The 13,593-nt window shown below is 57.6% G+C and carries 15 protein-coding genes and 1 tRNA gene; 9 read left to right on the top strand and 7 right to left on the bottom strand.

Annotated features, from left to right (window positions below; genetic code table 11):
* Positions 1-73 precede the first annotated feature (73 nt).
* The gene (locus tag ACA048_RS21820; RefSeq protein WP_497626235.1) at positions 74-400 is read right to left on the bottom strand and encodes an Arc family DNA-binding protein; all 327 of its coding nucleotides are present in this window, start codon (positions 398-400) and stop codon (positions 74-76) included.
* 385 nt (positions 401-785) lie between these two features.
* On the opposite strand from ACA048_RS21820, the gene phnN reads away from it, so the two are divergent.
* On the top strand, positions 786-1,358 hold the full coding sequence (gene phnN / locus ACA048_RS21815; RefSeq protein ID WP_497626234.1) for a phosphonate metabolism protein/1,5-bisphosphokinase (PRPP-forming) PhnN: 573 nt from the start codon (positions 786-788) through the stop codon (positions 1,356-1,358).
* Here phnN and ACA048_RS21810 read toward each other — a convergent pair.
* Both ACA048_RS21810 and ACA048_RS21805 read right to left on the bottom strand, forming a co-directional pair.
* Positions 1,333-1,512: a PA3371 family protein gene (locus ACA048_RS21810; protein ID WP_452627808.1), complete on the bottom strand. Its 180-nt coding sequence runs from the start codon at positions 1,510-1,512 to the stop codon at positions 1,333-1,335. The two genes, phnN and ACA048_RS21810, sit on opposite strands and share 26 nt — an antisense overlap.
* A 24-nt stretch (positions 1,513-1,536) precedes the next feature.
* The gene (locus tag ACA048_RS21805) at positions 1,537-1,767 is read right to left on the bottom strand and encodes a hypothetical protein (protein ID WP_497626233.1); all 231 of its coding nucleotides are present in this window, start codon (positions 1,765-1,767) and stop codon (positions 1,537-1,539) included.
* Between the two features lie 286 nt (positions 1,768-2,053).
* On the opposite strand from ACA048_RS21805, the gene ACA048_RS21800 reads away from it, so the two are divergent.
* The 6 genes from ACA048_RS21800 to ACA048_RS21775 all read left to right on the top strand — a co-directional run bounded on the left by ACA048_RS21800 (position 2,054) and on the right by ACA048_RS21775 (position 8,931).
* Positions 2,054-2,130: transfer RNA gene (locus ACA048_RS21800), tRNA-Arg, on the top strand.
* A gap of 140 nt (positions 2,131-2,270) precedes the next feature.
* Positions 2,271-3,608: a chromate efflux transporter gene (gene chrA / locus ACA048_RS21795; RefSeq protein ID WP_497626232.1), complete on the top strand. Its 1,338-nt coding sequence runs from the start codon at positions 2,271-2,273 to the stop codon at positions 3,606-3,608.
* Positions 3,609-3,759: 151 nt separating this feature from the next.
* Entirely contained in the window at positions 3,760-5,364 is a 1,605-nt protein-coding gene (locus tag ACA048_RS21790; protein WP_497626231.1) for a response regulator, read from the top strand.
* Complete coding sequence (locus tag ACA048_RS21785) at positions 5,361-6,053, top strand: sensor histidine kinase (protein WP_497626230.1); 693 nt, start codon at positions 5,361-5,363, stop codon at positions 6,051-6,053. Before ACA048_RS21790 ends, ACA048_RS21785 begins: the two co-directional genes overlap by 4 nt.
* A gap of 199 nt (positions 6,054-6,252) precedes the next feature.
* Positions 6,253-7,494, top strand: coding sequence for a glutamine synthetase family protein (locus tag ACA048_RS21780; RefSeq protein ID WP_497629913.1), 1,242 nt, complete (start codon positions 6,253-6,255; stop codon positions 7,492-7,494).
* Positions 7,495-7,563: 69 nt separating this feature from the next.
* Positions 7,564-8,931: an MFS transporter gene (locus tag ACA048_RS21775; protein WP_497626229.1), complete on the top strand. Its 1,368-nt coding sequence runs from the start codon at positions 7,564-7,566 to the stop codon at positions 8,929-8,931.
* 67 nt (positions 8,932-8,998) lie between these two features.
* Here the strand turns inward: ACA048_RS21775 and ACA048_RS21770 are convergent, their stop codons facing one another.
* The 4 genes from ACA048_RS21770 to flgA form a co-directional block, all read right to left on the bottom strand.
* Positions 8,999-9,745, bottom strand: a complete 747-nt coding sequence (locus ACA048_RS21770) for a flagellar brake protein (RefSeq protein WP_497626228.1) — start codon at positions 9,743-9,745, stop codon at positions 8,999-9,001.
* 92 nt (positions 9,746-9,837) lie between these two features.
* Positions 9,838-10,305 carry a flagella synthesis protein FlgN gene (locus ACA048_RS21765; protein WP_497626227.1) on the bottom strand — a complete coding sequence of 156 codons (468 nt, stop codon included), beginning with the start codon at positions 10,303-10,305 and terminating at the stop codon, positions 9,838-9,840.
* Positions 10,306-10,353: 48 nt separating this feature from the next.
* Positions 10,354-10,680, bottom strand: a complete 327-nt coding sequence (gene flgM / locus ACA048_RS21760; protein WP_497626226.1) for a flagellar biosynthesis anti-sigma factor FlgM — start codon at positions 10,678-10,680, stop codon at positions 10,354-10,356.
* A gap of 165 nt (positions 10,681-10,845) precedes the next feature.
* Entirely contained in the window at positions 10,846-11,607 is a 762-nt protein-coding gene (gene flgA / locus ACA048_RS21755; protein WP_497626225.1) for a flagellar basal body P-ring formation chaperone FlgA, read from the bottom strand.
* A gap of 81 nt (positions 11,608-11,688) precedes the next feature.
* Here flgA and ACA048_RS21750 point away from each other — a divergent pair, with 81 nt between their 5' ends.
* Positions 11,689-12,621: a chemotaxis protein CheV gene (locus tag ACA048_RS21750; protein WP_497626224.1), complete on the top strand. Its 933-nt coding sequence runs from the start codon at positions 11,689-11,691 to the stop codon at positions 12,619-12,621.
* Positions 12,622-12,667: 46 nt separating this feature from the next.
* Positions 12,668-13,495 (top strand): protein-glutamate O-methyltransferase CheR, encoded by an 828-nt coding sequence (cheR, locus tag ACA048_RS21745; protein ID WP_045061805.1) that lies wholly within the window; start codon positions 12,668-12,670, stop codon positions 13,493-13,495.
* The last annotated feature ends 98 nt before the right edge of the window (positions 13,496-13,593 follow it).

Below are 13,593 nucleotides of genomic sequence, written 5' to 3'. Positions count from 1 at the left end.
CCGCCTCCTACTCGATCCGAATTTCAGGCAAAAAAAAGCCAGCGATTATGCTGGCTTGAGCTTTCGGGGTGAATCAGGAAGCGTCTGCGGCCAATTCAGTGTCGTGGGCGATCAGCGAAACAAGTGCGTTTTGCTGACGGTGGGAAAGTTGACGGAAACGTTGCAGCAATTCGCGTTCGTGCAATGACAGCTCCGGGCTGTCCAGGCGCATGCTCAACTCTTCGCCCAGAGCGCCTTCCTGAATAAGACTCTGCTCAAGGCGAGCAATGATTTCGGAGTTCATGCTGCGATGATGATTGCGAGCCACTTCGGCAATGCGTTCACGCATTCCGTCTGGCAGACGTACGACGAACTTGTCAGCCGTACGGCTGGAATAAATTGCCTGTTTCAATGGGCGCATATATTTAACCGGTTAGTTCAGGGGAGCGGTTCTCGGGATTGGCCGCAGGATGTCACTTAGGACAAGCGCTCAGGCCAAATGTTCAACCTGAATTGATAGAGGCGCGCATCATGCCTCATACCAGCCAGATCATTGGCGTCAATTCTGTGACAAATATTGAACCGGGTAACGGCGTTATGCCAGCACCTGTATTCAGAAATGAGGACTGGTTGGAAAAGTTTGTCCATTGCCGTATCTCTGACCGCGCCGTCTGCCCTGCAGGTGATGTCTCAAGTCGCCCGAAGGTGCATGCTATGCGGATTCGATCTTTGGTCCTTGTCTGATACAGGATAGTGGCAAATGGCCGATTTACTAGGGGCGGACGCGCAGTGGGGGATGATTCAAGATGGATGGCAGGCTGATTTATTTGATGGGGCCTTCCGGATCCGGTAAGGACAGCCTCATCGAAGCGGCTCGAAAACCTTTACAGTCGATGAACGGGGAAGTGGTGCGGCGAGTCATCACGCGCTCCGCAGAAAGTGTGGGCGAGGACGCCATCGGGGTATCCCGCGAAGATTTCCAGCGTCGAAAAGAAGAGGGTGAATTCGCATTGTCCTGGCACGCCAATGGCCTGGATTATGGTATTCCGATTCAGATTGATCAGTGGCTCAAGGACGGCCGACCTGTATTGATCAACGGTTCTCGCGGTCATCTTGCCGAGGCCCTACAACGCTATCCCGCGCTTTTGCCGGTACTGTTGACCGTCAAGGATGAAGTGTTGCGTGAACGCTTGGTGCGGCGGGGCCGTGAGAGTCTTGCGGAGATTGAAGGGCGACTGAGCCGCAATGGGCAATTCACCGCGGGCGATTTTCCTGGAGATACGCAGATCCAGCGACTCGATAACTCCGGCGAGCTCGCCGTTACCGTTGTCCATCTACTCAATCTGCTGAAACTTAACGCAGAACCGGATCAAACTTGATTTTTCGCCCGGCAATCAGCGCCAACACAAACAACCCGCCAAAAACGCCGCAGGCAATCAGGGGCAGGGTGATAACTGCCTCCTGCACCAATGCCACATGAAGAATGCCGCTCAGTAAGGCAAGGATCAAAAATCCTGCGGCTGATTTGGACATGCTGTGCTCCTGATAGGGGGCTATTCAAAATACCAAGCGTTCTGAGGACTGCGACTTCGGTCCTGCTTCCTGGCTGACATCCTGGCGAATCAAGCCGCGCTGATCGTTCATGGCCGCCAATTGCGGGGCTTTTTGCAGTTGCAGGTAATGTGGAATGCGTTGGGCGACCTGTACCGCGCTGCTCTCGGGGGCAAAATGAAAACCCGCCAGGACTGCAAGGGCGATCGCATTCGAGAGTAAAAGGGCGCGATTCATGAGGCTCACCTCAGTGGTTCTTGAGAACAGTTGAAGCACTCCGCGTGCCAAGAGTTTAGCGGCTATTAATTCCCTTAAAAACAATGAATTAAATTATCTTTGGCAGGGGGGCTGTCTTGCAAATTGCAATGCTGGCATTTTGAGGGGAAGCAATTTGCACGGTAAACAAAGCCACGGTCATACGGGGCGTCTGCCTACATTTAAAAAGCCCTACGGACGACATGACAAACGCAGGGCGGCCCGTTAACATGCTCGCCGTCTACCGCATCTCGTGCGGGCGACTTGTGTCCCAGTAGCTCAATTGGATAGAGCATCCCCCTCCTAAGGGGAAGGTTGGCAGTTCGAACCTGCCCTGGGACACCATCTATTTCATGGCGCCTTGCGCAACGCAGCGTTTGAAACCTGAATGGGTTTGCGCTCCGTCAAAAAAATCAGAATGCCTTTCTGTTAGTACCCCGCATCGCACACTATCTGCTGACTCGTTTCCAGAGGCTTTGACACCCATGGATGAAGAAGAGCTGTCCAGGCCGCAAGCGATCAGTTTTCGTGAGGCGTTCTGGTTCTGGTTGAAGCTCGGTTTCATCAGTTTCGGTGGGCCGGCGGGGCAGATCTCGATCATGCATCAGGAGCTGGTGGAGCGGCGGCGCTGGATATCCGAGCGTAGATTCCTGCATGCCCTCAACTACTGCATGTTGCTCCCTGGGCCAGAGGCTCAGCAGTTGGCAACCTACATCGGCTGGCTGATGCATCGAACCTGGGGCGGGGTGATTGCTGGCGTGCTGTTTGTGCTGCCCTCATTGTTCATCCTGATCGCTTTGTCGTGGATGTACATCGCCTTCGGCGAAGTGCCTGTGGTGGCTGGGCTCTTCTATGGCATAAAGCCTGCCGTGACCGCCATCGTCGTGCAGGCGGCCCATCGAATCGGCTCTCGGGCATTGAAAAACAACTGGCTATGGGCGATAGCGGCCGCGTCATTCACCGCAATCTTCGCGTTCAATCTTCCGTTCCCGTTGATCGTTCTGGGCGCCGCGCTGATCGGCTATGTCGGCGGCCGCCTGGTGCCCGAGAAGTTCAGGGTCGGTGGTCATGGCGCCGCCAAAAAGTCCTTCGGCCCGGCCTTGATCGATGACGACACCCCGTCCCCGGAACATGCCCGATTCAGCTGGTTGAAATTGGTATCGCTCGCACTGATTGGCGCCGCACTGTGGGCATTGCCGATGGGGGTTTTGACCGCATTGTATGGCTGGGAAGGCACCCTGACCCAGATGGGCTGGTTCTTTACCAAGGCGGCGCTGCTGACGTTTGGCGGTGCGTATGCCGTGCTTCCCTATGTCTATCAAGGTGCAGTCGGCCATTATGGCTGGCTGACACCGACACAAATGATCGATGGCCTGGCGCTAGGTGAAACAACACCCGGGCCGTTGATCATGGTCGTGGCGTTCGTCAGCTTTGTCGGGGCGTATGTCGCACAGGTGTTTGGTAGCGATCACGTTTTTCTGGCAGGAGCTGTCGCTGCCTCCCTGGTGACCTGGTTTACCTTCTTGCCCTCGTTCCTGTTCATCCTGGCGGGCGGTCCGTTGGTGGAATCGACCCACAACGAACTCAAGTTCACCGCGCCTCTCACTGCCATTACGGCCGCAGTCGTGGGTGTGATTCTCAATCTGGCGTGTTTCTTCGGCTATCACGTGCTTTGGCCGAAGGGTTTTAGCGGTAGCCTCGATTGGCCCTCTGCACTGATCGCGATTGCAGCGGCAATTGCGTTGTTCCGCTTCAAGCGGGGCGTGATTGAGGTGCTGATGGCCTGTGCGGTCGTCGGCCTGGCCGTGCATTTGCTGCGCTAAATGAAGTGAGAGTCAGATAACAGTCTTTGGCGGGCGTCGGGCCCGCCAGATCACCCGGTAGATGAGCCCTCTCAGTCTAAAGGTAACGGTACTGTTGGCCGATAACCCGTACGGTCATGCTCTTCTTCTTAACATTGCCTGGAAATCTTCGATGCTGTCGTATCACCAAAAGAGTTTTCTGATCGTCGATGATTTCTCGGATTTCCGCAGTTCCGTCAGGTCCATGCTGCGTGAGCTGGGCGTCAAGGACGTGGATACCGCGGACACGGGCGAACAGGCGCTGCGCATGTGTTCGCAGAAGTCCTACGATTTCATCCTGCAGGATTTCCACCTCGGCGACGGCAAAAAGAACGGTCAACAGGTCCTCGAAGACTTGATGATCGAGAAGCTGATCAGCCATGAAAGTGTCTTCGTCATGGTCACCGCCGAAACCAGCCAGGCCATGGTGCTCAGTGCGCTGGAGCACGAACCGGATGCCTACCTGACCAAGCCGTTCAACCGTTCTGGCCTGGCTCAACGCCTGGAGCGTCTGGAGCAGCGCAAGAATTTACTCAAGCCGATCCTGCAAGCACTCGACCGTGGCAAGCCGCTTGAAGTGCTCAATGCCTGTATCGAGCTGTGCAAGAAAGACATCCGTTATTCGCCGCTGTGCCTGCGCTATCGCGCGGATGCATTGCGCGACTTGAATCAGAACGAAGCGCTGGAGCGCCTCTACGACAGCATCATTGCTGATCGGCCGTTGCCGTGGGCGTTTGCCGGGTTGGGCCAGTTGCTGTTCAAGCGTGGCCAGGTCAGCCAGGCCAAGGGCATCTACGAAAAAGCCCTGAAAGTGTTTCCGATGATGCCGGCGCTGTATGACGGCATGGCCGACGTGCTGGTGGTCGAAGGCGACACCCGAGGCGCACAGAGGGTATTGGAAGAGGCCATTCGCCTGTCGCCGCTGGCGGTGCGTCGGCAAGCGCTGCTGGGCAAACTGGCGATGGCCAACGAAGATTTCGACACCGCCTCCCGGGCTTATCGCCAGGCGGTGTCCCAAGGCGCTCAGTCGCGCTTCAAGGATGCGGAAAGCAATCTGGGGCTGGCCCACGCCTTGATCTGCAAAGGTAGCGAGAAAGGGCTGGATACCCGCACCCGCCTGGAAATCAACACGACCCTCAGCCTGGTGGCCAAGGAGAATCCGAGCGACCCTGGCCTGCAGATTCGTGCGCGTCTGATGAAAGCCACCAGCCTGTTGCTTAACGACGCCGAAACTGCCGAGAAACTCACTGAGCAGGCGATGATGCGCCTCGACGGCATGGAGCAATTCATGAGTGCCGAGGCGGCGCTGCTGGTGGCCAAGCAGTTGCAAATGCTTGGTCAGGCGAGCGCTGGTGCGTCGATGTTGAAAAACTGCGCGGAAATCTACGGTGACGATCCGGTGGTGATGAAGGGCATCGCCAAACTGACCGACGACCCGACGATCCTCAGTTCGAGCAGCGCGGCCGCCGACCTTAACCGTCAGGGCGTGCGGGTGTACAAGACCGGCAACCTGGTGGAAGCCCGTGCGGTGTTCCGCAAAGCGCTGGCGATGCAGCCGAAAAATATCAGTATCGCCCTGAACATGGCGCAGTCGCTGCTGCACGGTACTGATACCAGTGTGCCGTCGGCCGAAATGGAAGAATGTCGGGTCTGTCTGAAAATGGTCGGATTGATGCCCGATACCGACGCGCGTTATCCGCGCTATCAGAAATTGAAAATCAAGGCGTTCGGCGGATGAGCCAAGACAACCGGGCACTGGATTTTTCGACGGTGATTGCCTCCACCGTGCACGACATGAAGAACTCGTTGGCCTTGCTGATTCAGGCTCACAGCCAGTGGCTGGCCCGCTTGCCCGATCCGGTGCAGCGCAGCCCGGAGCAGGGTGTCATCGAGTATGAGTTCGCGCACCTCAATGGCATGCTGGTGCAGTTGTTGGGCCTGTACAAACTGGGCGTCAATCAGCTGCCGGTGCAACCGGCCTACCATGATCTGGATGACTTTCTCGAAGCGCAGCTGGCGAGCCATCAAGAGGTGTTCGCCAGTCGCGGCATTCTCGCGACCTATGAAGTCGACCCTTTGTGCCCGCTGGGTTTCTTCGACCGCGAGCTGGTCGCCTCGGTGCTGGCCAACATCATCAACAACGCCATTCGTTACGCGCGCGAGTCACTGCTGATCAGCGTCAGTGACGAGGGCGGCCAGTTGGTGCTGACCATCAACGACGATGGCGACGGTTATCCAGCCGAGATGATCGAGTTTCAGGCTGACTATGTGCAGGGCATCAATTACAGCAGCAGTAGCACCGGCCTGGGCCTGTACTTTGCCGGGCGGATCGCCGCGCTGCATCAGCGCAATGGTGTCGGTGGGAGTACCCGGCTCAGCAATGGTGGCCCGCTGGGTGGTGGTGTGTTCAGCCTTTACCTGCCCTGACGGTTCTTTATTGTGTGGTGCTGCTTGATATTCTGAACAGCTGGAGCCTATTTTGTACGGGTCGCCGTTCGCGGCTCGCACAACAAAGGATTGCGTCATGACTACCGATGACCATCGTTCACTCGCACAGCGATTGGCGGGCATTGATGAGATTGAATGTGTCACGCCGGACTTGAATGGCGTGCCTCGGGGCAAAGTCATGACGGCCGAGGGCTTCCTTGAAGGACGTCGGTTGCAGTTGGCGCGGGGTGTGCTGCTGCAATGCATCATGGGCGGCTATCCGCCGGCGCCTTTTTACGGCAGCGATGATGGCGACCTGGCGTTGGTGCCTGACCCTGCGCACCTCTATCGCTTGCCCTGGAGCCAGCAGCCTCGGGCGTTGGCCATTTGCGATGCGGACGAATTGAGCGGTGAAAGCTCGCGTCTGTCGACCCGCGGCCAACTCAAGTCAGTGATCGCGCGCTACGCAGCCCGCGGTCTGGCGCCGGTGGTGGCGACCGAGCTGGAGTTCTTCGTGTTCGCGCCCAATCCCGATCCGACTCAACCATTTCAGCCGCCGCTGGGCCTGGACGGTCGTCGTGAGGTCGGTCAGTCGGCGTTCAGTGTCAGTTCCAATAACGGCTTGCGGCCGTTTTTCAGGGAAGTCTACGCATGCATGGCGGCGCTGGGCTTGCCGCGCGATACCTTTATGCACGAAATGGGGGTGAGCCAGTTCGAGATCAACCTGCTGCACGGTGATCCGCTGCTGTTGGCTGACCAGACGTTGTTGTTCAAACATTTGCTCAAGGAAGTCGCGCTCAATCACGGCTTGAACGTGGTCTGCATGGCCAAGCCGCTGGCGCACACGCCGGGCAGCTCGATGCATATTCACCAAAGCATTGTCGACAGCGCCACCGGGCGTAACGTGTTCAGCGACGAAGCCGGTCAGCCGACTGCCATCTTCCGTCACTTCATCGGCGGTCAGCAGTCCGGCATGGCCGACCTCACTGCGTTGTTCGCACCGAACGTGAACTCTTATCAGCGCTTGTGCCATCCGTATGCGTCACCGAATAATGCCTGCTGGTCCCACGACAATCGTGCCGCCGGGTTGCGCATTCCGGCCAGTTCACCGGTCGCTCGTCGGGTCGAGAACCGTTTGCCGGGGGCTGACGCCAATCCGTACCTGGCCATCGCGGCCAGTCTTGCCGCCGGGTTGTACGGCATTGAAAACCAGCTGGAGCCCAGTGAGGCGATTCAGGGCGAGTTCGAGGTGCCGGATATTCTTTCGTTGCCGTGTACCTTGCATGCGGCTCTTGAGCGTCTGAAACGTAGCCAATTGGCGAAGGAACTGTTTGGCAATGAGTTCATCGAAGGCTACGTCGCTTCGAAGTCCATGGAACTGACCAGCTTCTTTGATGAAATTACTCCCTGGGAGCGGCGTGTTTTAGCAACCCAGGCCTGACGCTTCGTCGTCTTCAGTCTATTGTTTCGGTAGTCTGATCTTCACTGCAAGGAGCCGCTCGGAACGCCGATGCGCCAAATCTGGAAATCCTTTCGAGCGCTGTATTTCGCCTCGCTGATGATGTTGATCGGCTCGGGCCTGTTAAGCACGTATCTGGCCCTGCGCCTGGCTGCCGATGACGTCGACAGCTTGTGGGTCGGTGCGTTGATGGCGGCCAACTATTTCGGCCTGGTACTGGGCGGCAAGATCGGTCACCGACTGATTGCCAGGGTCGGGCATATTCGTGCGTATGCCGCGTGTGCCGGGATCGTCGGCGCGGCGGTATTGGGCCATGGGTTGACTGACTGGCTGCCGGCCTGGCTGTTCCTGCGGGTGATTGTCGGCCTGGGCATGATGTGCCAGTACATGGTCATCGAGAGCTGGCTCAACGAACAAGCCGATGCCCACATGCGCGGCAAGGTATTTAGCGGCTACATGATCGCGTCTTATCTGGGGTTGGTACTGGGTCAGCTGATACTGGTCATGCACCCCGGCCTGGGCCTGGAACTGCTGATGCTGGTCGCCTTGTGCTTCGCCCTGTGCCTGGTGCCGGTGGCACTCACTCGACGAATTCACCCGGCGGCGTTGCACCCGGCCCCAATGGAGCCGCGCTTTTTCATCAAACGCGTGCCGCAGTCGTTGAGTACGGTGTTGGGGGCAGGGTTGATCGTGGGTTCGTTCTATGGTCTGGCGCCGTTGTATGCGTCCCAGCAGGGGTTGTCCAACGAACAGGTCGGCCTGTTCATGGGTAGCTGTATTTTTGCCGGCCTTTTGGTGCAGTGGCCGTTAGGGTGGCTGTCTGACCGCTATGACCGGGCACTATTGATCCGCTGTTTTGCCTTCAGCCTGGCGCTGGCCGCGTTGCCGCTGGCGATCTTGCAGACGGTGCCGATTGAGGTGTTGTTCATCTCCGGGTTCCTGTGTTCGCTGGTGCAGTTCTGCCTGTATCCGTTGGCGGTAGCATTCTCCAATGACCACGTCGAAGGCGATCGTCGGGTCTCGCTGACGGCGATGCTGCTGGTGACTTACGGTGTCGGCGCCAGCATCGGGCCACTGGTCGCAGGGGTGCTGATGAAGCTGTTCGGCAGCCACATGCTCTATGCATTTTTCAGTTTCTTCGCGCTGGTGCTGGTGTGGCGGATCCGCCCGAAAGCGGTCACCAATCTGCATCAGGTCGACGATGCGCCGCTGCATCACGTGGCCATGCCGGACAGCATGTCGAGTTCGCCGCTGGTGGCGTGCCTTGACCCGCGTGTCGATGAGCAGGTCGTGCAGGAGCAGATGCACAGCCCGCCCCATCCGGAGTCGGATTCAGAGCCGGATCCGGAAGCAGATCCGACGCCACCGGAAGATCCGGACTCGGGACGCGAACAAAGTTTTACTGAAGCCAGACCCTGACTTTTGGTGCATAAAAAAACGGGCAGTCACCGCAAGGGACTGCCCGTTTTTTTGTTGACGCGTCGTATCAGAAGTCGTCTTTGTCGAAGCGCCGTGCTTCACGCTGAAGCTGGTACACGAAGCGCTCGACCTGACGCTGCACCATCCCGCTCATGTTGTGAAAGCGGATACCGGCGAAGGTGGTGGAGATCTTTTCTTCGAAGTGCAGGTAACGCAATTCCGCTGGTGTGGTCATGCTACCGAAGGGCAGGGAGGCAACGAAGCGGTCGTAGACCTGACCCAATTGCAGTTTGCCAGTGATGTCACCGTCAAAGCGCAGCTTGCAGCCGGTGGCGGAAATATCCAGCAGCTTGCCGCTGATCGGCGATTTGAGCTTTTCACCGCCCAGTTCGACATCGACCAACTGCGCCAGCTTCAATGCCGCCCGGAAGGCGTTGCGGCGCTGGTGGTAAACCACTTCGTCGGGGAGTTTGCCGCGATAGCAGCGCGTGTTGTCGGATTCGTCAATGCTCAGTGGACCGTTGCTTTCCCAGGCGATGCGCACGCCCTCATGGAAGCCTTCGACCCGAAACGATTCGCCCGCCAGCAGATAGCGTTCGCCATCGCGGGGCACCATTTCGTCCAGGGCGATCATGTCGGCGTCACGATCAACGTCTACCAGGTAGCTCTGGAAACGCTGGTTGCGCTCATGGAACGTAATGATCAGCGGGTCATGACTCTCTTGTAGCTGCCGAAGGTTGCCAGCGATCTCCATTGGCGTGGAAAGCACCTTGGGTGGCTGTGGAGCATCTTCCGCGTTTAAGGCATTGGACACGGTTCATCATTCTCCGGACAAAATATGTTTGCGCATTGCCAGTATATTGCCAGCATGTGGCGCGCCTAGATAGAGCGAACTCATCGACAGGTTCAAGCCTGACTGAGCGGGCGTGGCTTTGCTAACTTGGAGGTTGATCCGCGGGCATCGTAAAGCGCGGGTGGTTCGCCGCCGGTGAGAATCTTCAGCTGATTGGCCGTGGCGGCCTGCTGAATCAGGATCGACTGACCATTATTGACATTGATTGTCTGGCACTGAGTCAGCAGGGCTGTCAGCGCGTCGCTCTGTTCCAGCAGCGGCTCACCGACGCTTGATTGGCTGGCGAGTTGCTCCAGGCCCTGGCGATTGGTGGGCAGGTTGAGGCTGGCGAGGATTTCGCTGCGTTTGCGGCCATGCTGTTCGAGCAGAATGATCATTGCCTGTTTGCGCGCCAGAATGTCTTCGAGCAGTGGCATGTCGCGACCATGCAAGGCGAGGGACTCGGTTTGCAGCAATTCCAGCAAGTGTTGCGCTGGAGCAAAGTCGTCGATGATCAGTTGCAGTAAATTAGTGTCGTGCATGGCTGGCCTTGGGTTTTAAGCGTCCAAAAGCCTGGCGCAGGCCGTGGCCTAGCGCTGGGCTTCGAAGTTGAGCAGTTTGCTGGCTACACGGTTGCTGTCGACTTTATAGCTGCCATCGGCAATCGCTGCTTTCAACTCGGCCACGCGGGCGTTGTCGACGGCAGGCTGATCGCGCAGCTTGTCAGTGACCTTCTGCAACTGCTGAGCCTCATTGCTGAGGTGTACCGATTCCCCGCTTTTGGCGGTACTGGTCTGTTCGGCCGGGGTATTCAGCGGCGCGGATTTGCCGGCTTCGGCAGTGTCCTTGTTGGCGCTGGTACGCGTATTGCCGGTCAGTGACGAGGAACTGTTCAAACGGCTGAAATCGATGACCATGTTAAAAAACCTCTGGGAATTTGGACGCTTGCCATGTTTTCGGCTCTCCCTGCAAAAACTTTAGGCCCATTTATCAATGAGCGTGCATGAGCCAGCGCATTTCCTGCGTGCGGCACAGTTTAGAGAACAGGCACGGTCAGCGCCATATTTCACCCGCAGAGATCCCTACATGGCCACTTCCACCTGGCCCGGCGCGATGACCTGCGCCTTGATGACCCGTTGGGAGTTGAGGTTTTTCACCCGAATCTGTTCACGCAAGCCGCCATTCGACAGGGCTTCGCCCGGCATGCGCACGCTGAGCGTACCACTGCGGGCGGTAATCACCACCTGGTCGCCCTTGGTGATGACTTCGGCCTGTTCGAGATGGACCTGTGTCAGGACCTGATCGGTGACCGTTGGTCGGGTCAGTTTCTGTCCGATCGCCTGATCCGTGGAGGTGAAATAACCCTGGCTGATCAGGCTGATGTCTCGTTCGCGCAGCACCACGTCACCCGGCTCGATAAAGCCGGCTCGCTTGAGCGGCCGAGTGGTGGTGACGACGTCGCGAAACAGGCGGACTTGAGCGGGTACGAAGACAGTCCAGGGCGCGGTGCTGTCGCAACGGACCTTGACCGTGACCCGCCCAATCGGGGTCGCCGGACTCTCTAAAGTGGCTGTCAATTCCTTGTCGCACAAGGGCATGCGCAGACGCGGATCGAGCTGATTGACCTGAATCTCATAGCGACCTTCGGTTTGGCTGGTCGCCAAATAGTCTTCGACTGTGAACTCAAGAAAGCCCTGAGTGACGCCGATAAGCATGTCAGGCAAGGTAACTGCGTCAGCAAGGGCAGGGCTGCCAGCGTTGAACAGGCAGACGGCCGATATCGCGCAAAGCCATTGGCGAGCGATTGATGTCAGGCGTCGAAAAAATGTCGGTTCTGTGTTCATAAGCGTTAAAAAGCAAGCGCCGTGCCGTTTTGTGATGACAGCGCGTCGCAACACACTCAAGCGTTGTGTAGGAGTCGGTGCATGGCTGGTGTAATGGATGCGGTAAACCAGCGCACGCAACTGGTAGGGCAGAATCGCCTTGAGCTGTTGTTGTTCCGTCTCGACGGCCAGCAGCTTTATGGGATCAACGTGTTCAAGGTTCGGGAAGTGCTGCAATGCCCCAAACTCACGCTGATGCCCAAATCCAGTCCTGTCGTGTGCGGTGTGGCAAGTATCCGGGGGGCGACCATTCCGATTCTTGATCTGGCGATGGCGACCGGCTCCGGCGCGTTGAAAGATCAAAGCAATCCGTTCGTGATCATCACGGAGTACAACACCAAGACCCAGGGGTTCCTGGTGCGCTCGGTGGAGCGCATCGTCAACATGAACTGGGAGGAGATTCATCCGCCACCCAAGGGCACGGGGCGCGATCATTACCTGACGGCTGTGACGCGGGTCGACAATCAGCTGGTCGAAATCATCGACGTCGAAAAAGTGCTGGCGGAAGTAGCGCCGACACCGGAAGCGATTTCGGTCGGTGTGGTCGATGTCGAAACCCAGCACAAGGCCTTGTCCTTGAAGGTCTTGACGGTCGATGACTCGTCGGTGGCGCGCAAGCAAGTGTCTCGTTGCCTGCAAACTGTCGGCGTTGAAGTGGTGGCGTTGAACGACGGCAAGCAAGCGCTGGATTACCTGCGCAAGCTGGTCGACGAAGGGAAAAAGCCGGAAGAAGAGTTCCTCATGATGATTTCCGACATCGAGATGCCGGAGATGGACGGGTACACGCTGACGGCCGAGATCCGCAACGACCCACGCATGCAAAAGCTTCATATCATCCTGCATACTTCGTTGTCGGGGGTTTTCAATCAGGCGATGGTCAAGAAAGTCGGTGCCGATGACTTCCTTGCCAAGTTCCGTCCTGATGACCTGGCATCCCGGGTAGTCGACCGGATCAAAGCAGCAGACATCAGCTAGGGGCCTTCTGCCCCTGGTGGTTCACACGATTTAAGAGGCGGCATCTTTGTCTACGGGTAATTTGGATTTCGAACAGTTCCGGGTCTTCCTGGAAAAAGCCTGTGGCATTTTGCTCGGTGAAAACAAGCAGTACCTGGTCTCGAGCCGTCTCAACAAACTGATGGAACAGCAGGGCATCAAGTCGCTGGGTGAGCTGGTCCAGCGTATTCAGACCCAGCCACGCAGCGGTTTGCGCGAGATGGTGGTGGATGCCATGACCACCAACGAAACGTTGTGGTTTCGTGACACCTATCCCTTCGAAGTGTTGAAGAACAAGGTGTTGCCGGAAGCCATCAAGGCCGCACCCGGTCAGCGCTTGCGGATCTGGTCGGCGGCCTGTTCGTCGGGTCAGGAACCGTATTCGCTGTCGATGTCCATCGATGAGTTCGAACGCGTCAACCTGGGCCAATTGAAGATGGGCGTGCAGATTGTGGCCACCGATCTGTCCGGCACCATGCTGACCAACTGCAAGACCGGCGAGTACGACAGCCTGGCGATTGGCCGTGGTCTGTCGCCTGAGCGCCTTCAGCGTTACTTCGACCCGAAAGGGCCGGGGCGCTGGGCGATCAAGGCGCCGATCAAGAGCCGGGTGGAGTTTCGCTCGTTCAACCTGCTGGACAGCTACGCCGCTCTGGGCAAATTCGACATCGTGTTCTGCCGCAACGTGCTGATCTACTTCTCCGCCGAGGTGAAAAAAGACATCCTGTTGCGCATTCACAGCACGCTCAAGCCAGGTGGCTATTTGTTCCTCGGCGCGTCCGAAGCGCTGAACGGTTTGCCGGATCATTACCAGATGGTCCAGTGCAGCCCGGGGATTATTTACCAGGCGAAGTGATTTGTTGGCGTCACCAAAAAACGGGAGTCCTCAGGGATTCCCGTTTTTTTGCCTGCAATATTTCCGGCATCACATCTATCCAATGTGTTGCCTGTGGG

This window comes from Pseudomonas sp. LBUM1659, from assembly GCF_059716045.1.
This window is presented reverse-complemented; position numbering and strand designations above follow the sequence as displayed.

Bases quoted from the DNA above. Each gene is read 5' to 3' on its own strand.
- ACA048_RS21820 (WP_497626235.1), bottom strand. From the start codon at position 400: ATGCGCCCATTGAAACAGGCAATTTATTCCAGCCGTACGGCTGACAAG.
- phnN (WP_497626234.1), top strand. From the start codon at position 786: ATGGATGGCAGGCTGATTTATTTGATGGGGCCTTCCGGATCCGGTAAG.
- ACA048_RS21810 (WP_452627808.1), bottom strand. From the start codon at position 1,512: ATGTCCAAATCAGCCGCAGGATTTTTGATCCTTGCCTTACTGAGCGGC.
- ACA048_RS21805 (WP_497626233.1), bottom strand. From the start codon at position 1,767: ATGAATCGCGCCCTTTTACTCTCGAATGCGATCGCCCTTGCAGTCCTG.
- chrA (WP_497626232.1), top strand. From the start codon at position 2,271: ATGGATGAAGAAGAGCTGTCCAGGCCGCAAGCGATCAGTTTTCGTGAG.
- ACA048_RS21790 (WP_497626231.1), top strand. From the start codon at position 3,760: ATGCTGTCGTATCACCAAAAGAGTTTTCTGATCGTCGATGATTTCTCG.
- ACA048_RS21785 (WP_497626230.1), top strand. From the start codon at position 5,361: ATGAGCCAAGACAACCGGGCACTGGATTTTTCGACGGTGATTGCCTCC.
- ACA048_RS21780 (WP_497629913.1), top strand. From the start codon at position 6,253: ATGACGGCCGAGGGCTTCCTTGAAGGACGTCGGTTGCAGTTGGCGCGG.
- ACA048_RS21775 (WP_497626229.1), top strand. From the start codon at position 7,564: ATGCGCCAAATCTGGAAATCCTTTCGAGCGCTGTATTTCGCCTCGCTG.
- ACA048_RS21765 (WP_497626227.1), bottom strand. From the start codon at position 10,305: ATGCACGACACTAATTTACTGCAACTGATCATCGACGACTTTGCTCCA.
- flgM (WP_497626226.1), bottom strand. From the start codon at position 10,680: ATGGTCATCGATTTCAGCCGTTTGAACAGTTCCTCGTCACTGACCGGC.
- flgA (WP_497626225.1), bottom strand. From the start codon at position 11,607: ATGAACACAGAACCGACATTTTTTCGACGCCTGACATCAATCGCTCGC.
- ACA048_RS21750 (WP_497626224.1), top strand. From the start codon at position 11,689: ATGGCTGGTGTAATGGATGCGGTAAACCAGCGCACGCAACTGGTAGGG.